The sequence below is a fragment of the Noviherbaspirillum sp. genome, from assembly GCF_036846085.1.
Lineage (GTDB): Bacteria > Pseudomonadota > Gammaproteobacteria > Burkholderiales > Burkholderiaceae_D > Noviherbaspirillum.
This window is the reverse complement of record NZ_DAIUCO010000316.1, coordinates 1-5,436: the sequence shown is the minus strand read 5'-3', so window position 1 is coordinate 5,436 and position 5,436 is coordinate 1. Positions and strand designations below refer to the sequence as shown.

The following is a 5,436-nucleotide window of genomic DNA, read 5'->3' as shown; positions in this document are numbered from 1 at the left end:
ATTCTCGACATCCCGATGGCGCAGGTCACCCTGCAGTATCTGGATTACGTCGAACAGATTCGGGTGCACAACCTCGAACTGGCCGCCGAGTACCTGCTGATGGCGGCAATGCTCATCGAAATCAAATCGCGGATGCTGCTGCCGGTGAAGAAAGCGGATACCGGTCAGGAAGCCGAAGATCCGCGCGCCGAACTGGTCCGGCGCCTGCTCGAATACGAACAGATGAAAGTCGCCGCCCAGCAGCTCGATACCCTGCCCCAGCTCGGGCGCGATTATGTGCGCGCGCAGATATACATCGAGCAAAACGTGGTGACGCAGTGGCCCGACGTCAATGTGGTCGACCTGCAGTCGGCCTGGGCCGACGTGCTGAAGCGGGCGAAGCTGACCGCGCATCACACCATCAGCCGCGAGGAACTGTCGGTGCGCGAGCACATGACCGGCATCCTGCGCCGGCTCCAGTCGAGCAAGTTCGTCGAATTCGCGGACCTGTTCGATCCGTCGCGCGGCGTGCCGGTAGTCGTGGTGAACTTCATCGCGCTGCTCGAGCTGGCGAAGGAAACCCTGATCGAGATCACGCAGGCCGAAGCCTATGCGCCGATCTATGTGCGCCTTGCGTATTCACCCACCTAGGGCAATGCCGATGCCGGCCTGATGTTCGTTGCTTGACCGTCCCAATTTCGCCATTCATTCTCAAGGCAGTTTCATGAAAATCATTTCCTCCATCGAAGAGTTGCGCGATCACCTGCGCGGACAACTGCGGACCGCTTTCGTGCCGACCATGGGCAATCTCCATGAAGGGCATCTGTCGCTGATGCGCCTGGCGCGCAAGCACGGCGATCCGATCGTGGCGTCGATCTTCGTCAATCGCCTGCAGTTTGGCCCGAACGAGGATTTCGACAAGTACCCGCGCACCTTCCAGGCCGACGTCGACAAGCTGGAGAAGGAAGGCGTGTACATCCTGTTCGCGCCCACCGAGAAAGATCTCTATCCCGAACCGCAGGAATACCGCGTGCGTCCACCGGACGAGCTCGGCAACATCCTCGAAGGCGAGTTCCGGCCGGGCTTCTTCGTCGGCGTAACGACCGTGGTGCTGAAATTGTTTTCCTGCGTGCAGCCTCGCGTCGCGGTGTTCGGCAAGAAGGATTACCAGCAGCTGATGATCGTGCGGAACATGTCCAAGCAGTTCGCGCTGCCGACGGAAATCATCGCCGCCGAAACCTATCGCGCCGAAGACGGCCTGGCCCTGTCGTCGCGCAATGGGTATCTGTCCGCCGAAGAACGCGCCGAAGCACCGGCCCTGTACCGGCAACTGAACGAAGTCGCGGACCAGGTGCGGAACGGCCACCTCGATATTTTCGAGCTGGAGCGCGCCGCTGTCGCCAAGCTGGCATCCCGCGGGTGGAAGCCGGACTATATTTCGATCCGCAAGCGTGCCGACCTGCAACCGCCCTCCGCCGGCGATCTTGCGAAAGGCGAGCTGCTGGTGGTCGTGGCCGCGGCCAAACTGGGCGCGACGCGGCTGATCGATAACCTGGAAATCTGACCGGGCTTCGGCGGTGCGTCGTTTCATCAAGGGGGTGTGCTCCCTGGGCTGCCTGTCAGCCGCCTTACTGGCACTGCCCGCATCGGCAAGCGTCTCGGTCGTGGACGATGCCGGACGCACCGTTACCCTGGCAGCACCGGCCCGGCGCATTGTCAGCCTTGCGCCGCATGCCACCGAACTGGTGTATGCATCGGGCGCCGGCGCGGCACTGGTCGGCGTAAGCGAGTACAGCACCTATCCGCCGGAAGCAGGCAAGCTCCCTTCCGTCGGCGGCGTGTCGGCACTGGATCTTGAACGGGTGCTGGCTTTGAAGCCGGACCTGGTGGTCGTCTGGGGCAGCGGCAACTCGGCGACGCAGATTGCGAGGCTGCGCCAGATCGGCGTTCCGGTTTTCGAAAGCGAGCCCCGCAATTTTGACATGGTGGCGACGTCCCTTGAACGCCTCGCGATTTTGGGCGGCACGGATGTGATCGGGCGCGAAGCGGCGTCTGCATTTCGGAACCGATTGTCCACTCTTGAAACGACCTACAGGCACCGCCCGACAGTCAGCGTGTTTTACCAGATCTGGCGTACGCCATTGATGACCCTGAATGGGGATCACCTGGTGTCGTCCGGCCTGCAGCTCTGCGGCGGACGAAACATCTTCGCCGACCTTCCGCAACTCGCGCCGACCGTCGGCATTGAAGCGGTATTGAAAGCAGACCCGGACGCAATCATCGCCAGCAGCGGCGCAAAGGATGACGCGCTCCAGCACTGGCGCCGGTTTGACGGCATGCGCGCGGTGAAACGCGGCAATCTGTATACGGTGAACGGCGAGTTGATGAATCGCGCTGCCCCACGGGTGCTGGATGGCGTCGAAGCGCTGTGCAAGGTGCTGGAAAAGGCACGAACCGGAAAATAATCACCGGCGAAGAATTCCAAAGGGGTCGCGCGGCTGAAAGTTCAACTACCGACCGAAGAGCGCAGACATTTGGGTCACGCCACCCACTTCAACAATCCCTGCCATTGCTCGATATCCTTCTCCACCCGGGATGGCGCCACATCCCACAAGGTCGCGCCATGGGCGGCAAGCTGGACATAATTCTGCGTGTCGCGGAGATAGCCGAGGACCGGAAGGCCGACATTGTCGGCGTAGTGAGCCAACTGGTCTGCGGATCGCGTGCGGACATTGACGCGCATCCCGACAATGCCCACCGCCAGCTTGCCCTTCCGTCCGGACAGGGTTTGCAGGAATCCCTGCGTCGCCAAAATATCGAACATCGACGGCTGCAGCGGGACGATTACCCGATCGGCGATGCCGAGCACTTCGTCCAGCCGTTTTCCCTCGAGGCCGGCGGGCGTGTCCAGCACGATATGGGTCGTGCCCTTCGGCGGCTTTGCAAGGCGGCCGTCTTCGATATCCCAGGAAGCGATCGGCGGCAGGCTGCCGGGCCGCAGCGACAGCCAGGCACGTGAGGACTGCTGGATATCGGTATCGCCGAGCATGGTCTTGTGTCCCTGCCGGGCAAAGTAGCCGGCGAGGTTGGTGGCGATGGTGCTCTTGCCTACGCCACCCTTGGGATTGGCGACGACGATGACTGGCATGGTTTCTCTCCCGCGCTGTGCCCGCATTGTTATCGAAGTGACAAAATAAATACTTTCCGGCGCGCACTAAATGCAAGAATAGCATGAGGTTTTCGCGCCATAACAATCCCTTGCATGGCTTTGTCCGGGCCTTGCCGTGCCGTAAAATGCCGGGATGAAAATCAGTGCGATGAATCAACAGATTGCGCCGGACGACGAAGACCAGGATTCGCTCCAGGCGTACTTCAAACCCGACGTTTCCCCCGACGACCTGGAACAGGTTTTCCGCCTCAAGCGGGCCCAGCCCGTGCTGCAGGCGTTTACCGCCCTGTTCCATGGCGGCGCCGACGGCGTGCTGGTGCGGCTGCTGGTGCTGCGCGAACTCATGTCGGATACGCAATCCTCCGCCTTCACCCGCGCCGACATCAATACCCGCCTCGGCTATCTCATCCCCGACAGCCTGGAAACCGTGCTGGCGCGCCTGCGCTCGCACGGATTGCTGGCGTGGGACCCCGCACAGGGTGTGTACCGGATCACGCCAATCGCCCGCAATGTGGTCGCCGCGATCGACGGCCTGCTGGGCATGGACAAGGAGGAAGACGATGCGGACATGGGGTATGTGCTTTCGCAGGTCGCCGGGTCGCAGGCAGTCGGTGGCGTCAGCATCGAGCAGCTGCATCATCTGCTCGGCCGCCTCGTGGAACTGACGGAAGAATTCCGCGATGCGATCGCGTCCGGCTCCGAGTTCCGGCTCCGGGCGGCGCAGGAAAAATGGCATGCGGCGTGCGACTGGGTTGAAAAAGGTTCGGAAATCATCCATGCGATCACGACCGATTCCCGGGCCGATGCCGCCACCCACCGCGCCGCGCAGGCTATCGGCCGCGCCCAGAGCGCGCTCCTGAACATGCAGGGCATGTTTTCCCGTGCACTGAATCAGATCGAACGCCAGCGGGTGCATCTCGGCCAATCCGGGCTCTCCACCACCGACATCAAGACCTGGCTGATGCGGCATGAAGATTTGGCCAGCCTCGCCAGCGAGGCGATTTCGCTGCCGGTCACGCCGATGTTCATCACACCATCCGAAATGATCGATGTCGCGGAAACCGAACTGTTCGCCGACAAGCGCAACGCCGTCAACAGCGTCTTGCCCGCCGGAGAAAACGCAGCGGTCACGGCCAGCGAAGCCAGCACCATCCCGGCGGAGCTCGACGCGTGGCTGACGCGACTGTCGGCATTCGCGACGGACTCCTCCGGATCGACGAAAGTGCACGACACGCTGCTGCCGGCGAATTTCGCCGTCGCCTCCTACCGCGCGTCCCTGCTGCCGCTGCTGGGCGATGAAAGCGAATCCGCCCTGCAAGGCGGCACCGCGACCATGGCGCGCCTGCCGCTGGAATTCGTACCGAAGGATGGCATGGTGAAACTGAAGGACCCGCATGTCGCGGCCATGTCCATCGCCTCGCTGACGCCGAAGAAGGACATCCAATCGACAACCCAACCGAACACCCAACCGGATATCGAGCATGACCGATGATGCACAAATCCTGATTGCGCAATTGCTGACGCACCAGACCCTGTCGCGCGACCACAAGCTGGTCAAGCGCGCCCTGTCGGACGACCTGTTCCGCGCCGATCTCGATGCGCGGCTGATCGCCTGCGGCATGAAGCTGCTGGACAATGTCTATGCCGACAACGTGACGCTGGCCCTGGCCCGCGATGTCGAACCGAAAATCTTCGGCGCGCGCGAGGTCTGGCAGAACAACAATATCGGCCTCGCGCGCGACGGCGTCGCGCTGCTGGTGGTGCTGTGGGCGCTGATCATCCTGCCCAAACGCGAACGGCAAGAGGCGCACCAGCGCGCGGAGGAAGACCAGAACGACATGTTCGGCAAGGAGAAACCGATGCCGCGCGGGGAAGAGGCGTCGATGGGGATTTCCTATCGTTCGCTGGTGGCCGACTTCGGCGAGCAGCTCGGCAAGAAGACCCGCCTCGACATGAATCTCGGGCAGTTGAACAAGCTTGGCTTCATTGAACGGAAAGGCGACATGATCATCGAAGGGCCGCTGCTTGATCTGATGATGGATACCGATACGTTGAAGGATCGCATTCTTAACGGTGCGCTGGCGGATATCTTTCATCGTCCGATGCCGGCGAAGGCGGCGGTTATTGAATTTCCGCATGCAGAGTGATGGTGGAGCTTGTTTTGTTTATACCTGTCGTGGCTTTTCCCTTGGGGGAACGTTTGGATGGGAGATCGTGCGTTCGAGATCAAGCCTTTGCGTCTCGACCCTACCACCCCCTCCCTAACCCTCCCCCTTACAGGAGGAGGG

At 61.8% G+C, this 5,436-nt stretch carries 6 protein-coding genes; 5 read left to right on the top strand and 1 reads right to left on the bottom strand.

Annotation, left to right across the window (positions count from 1 at the left end; translation table 11 throughout):
• From V7080_RS23550 to V7080_RS23540, 3 genes are all read left to right on the top strand, one after another.
• Window positions 1-630 (top strand): segregation and condensation protein A (locus V7080_RS23550; RefSeq protein ID WP_334190814.1); only part of this gene is annotated, 630 nt, incomplete at its 5' end.
• 73 nt (window positions 631-703) lie between these two features.
• The gene (gene panC / locus V7080_RS23545) at window positions 704-1,543 is read left to right on the top strand and encodes a pantoate--beta-alanine ligase (RefSeq protein ID WP_334190813.1); all 840 of its coding nucleotides are present in this window, start codon (window positions 704-706) and stop codon (window positions 1,541-1,543) included.
• A 13-nt stretch (window positions 1,544-1,556) separates the two neighbouring features.
• Window positions 1,557-2,444 carry a cobalamin-binding protein gene (locus V7080_RS23540; RefSeq protein ID WP_334190812.1) on the top strand — a complete coding sequence of 296 codons (888 nt, stop codon included), beginning with the start codon at window positions 1,557-1,559 and terminating at the stop codon, window positions 2,442-2,444.
• Window positions 2,445-2,518: 74 nt separating this feature from the next.
• Here the strand turns inward: V7080_RS23540 and V7080_RS23535 are convergent, their stop codons facing one another.
• Window positions 2,519-3,127, bottom strand: coding sequence for a ParA family protein (locus V7080_RS23535; RefSeq protein WP_334190811.1), 609 nt, complete (start codon window positions 3,125-3,127; stop codon window positions 2,519-2,521).
• A gap of 169 nt (window positions 3,128-3,296) precedes the next feature.
• Between V7080_RS23535 and V7080_RS23530 the strand changes: the two genes are divergently transcribed.
• Both V7080_RS23530 and V7080_RS23525 read left to right on the top strand, forming a co-directional pair.
• Window positions 3,297-4,640 (top strand): hypothetical protein, encoded by a 1,344-nt coding sequence (locus V7080_RS23530; RefSeq protein ID WP_334190810.1) that lies wholly within the window; start codon window positions 3,297-3,299, stop codon window positions 4,638-4,640.
• Window positions 4,630-5,295 carry a hypothetical protein gene (locus V7080_RS23525; protein WP_334190809.1) on the top strand — a complete coding sequence of 222 codons (666 nt, stop codon included), beginning with the start codon at window positions 4,630-4,632 and terminating at the stop codon, window positions 5,293-5,295. Before V7080_RS23530 ends, V7080_RS23525 begins: the two co-directional genes overlap by 11 nt.
• Window positions 5,296-5,436 lie beyond the last annotated feature (141 nt).

Coding starts and splice junctions, on each gene's coding strand:
- panC (WP_334190813.1), top strand. CDS start 704: ATGAAAATCATTTCCTCCATCGAAGAGTTGCGCGATCACCTGCGCGGA.
- V7080_RS23530 (WP_334190810.1), top strand. CDS start 3,297: ATGAATCAACAGATTGCGCCGGACGACGAAGACCAGGATTCGCTCCAG.
- V7080_RS23535 (WP_334190811.1), bottom strand. CDS start 3,127: ATGCCAGTCATCGTCGTCGCCAATCCCAAGGGTGGCGTAGGCAAGAGC.
- V7080_RS23525 (WP_334190809.1), top strand. CDS start 4,630: ATGACCGATGATGCACAAATCCTGATTGCGCAATTGCTGACGCACCAG.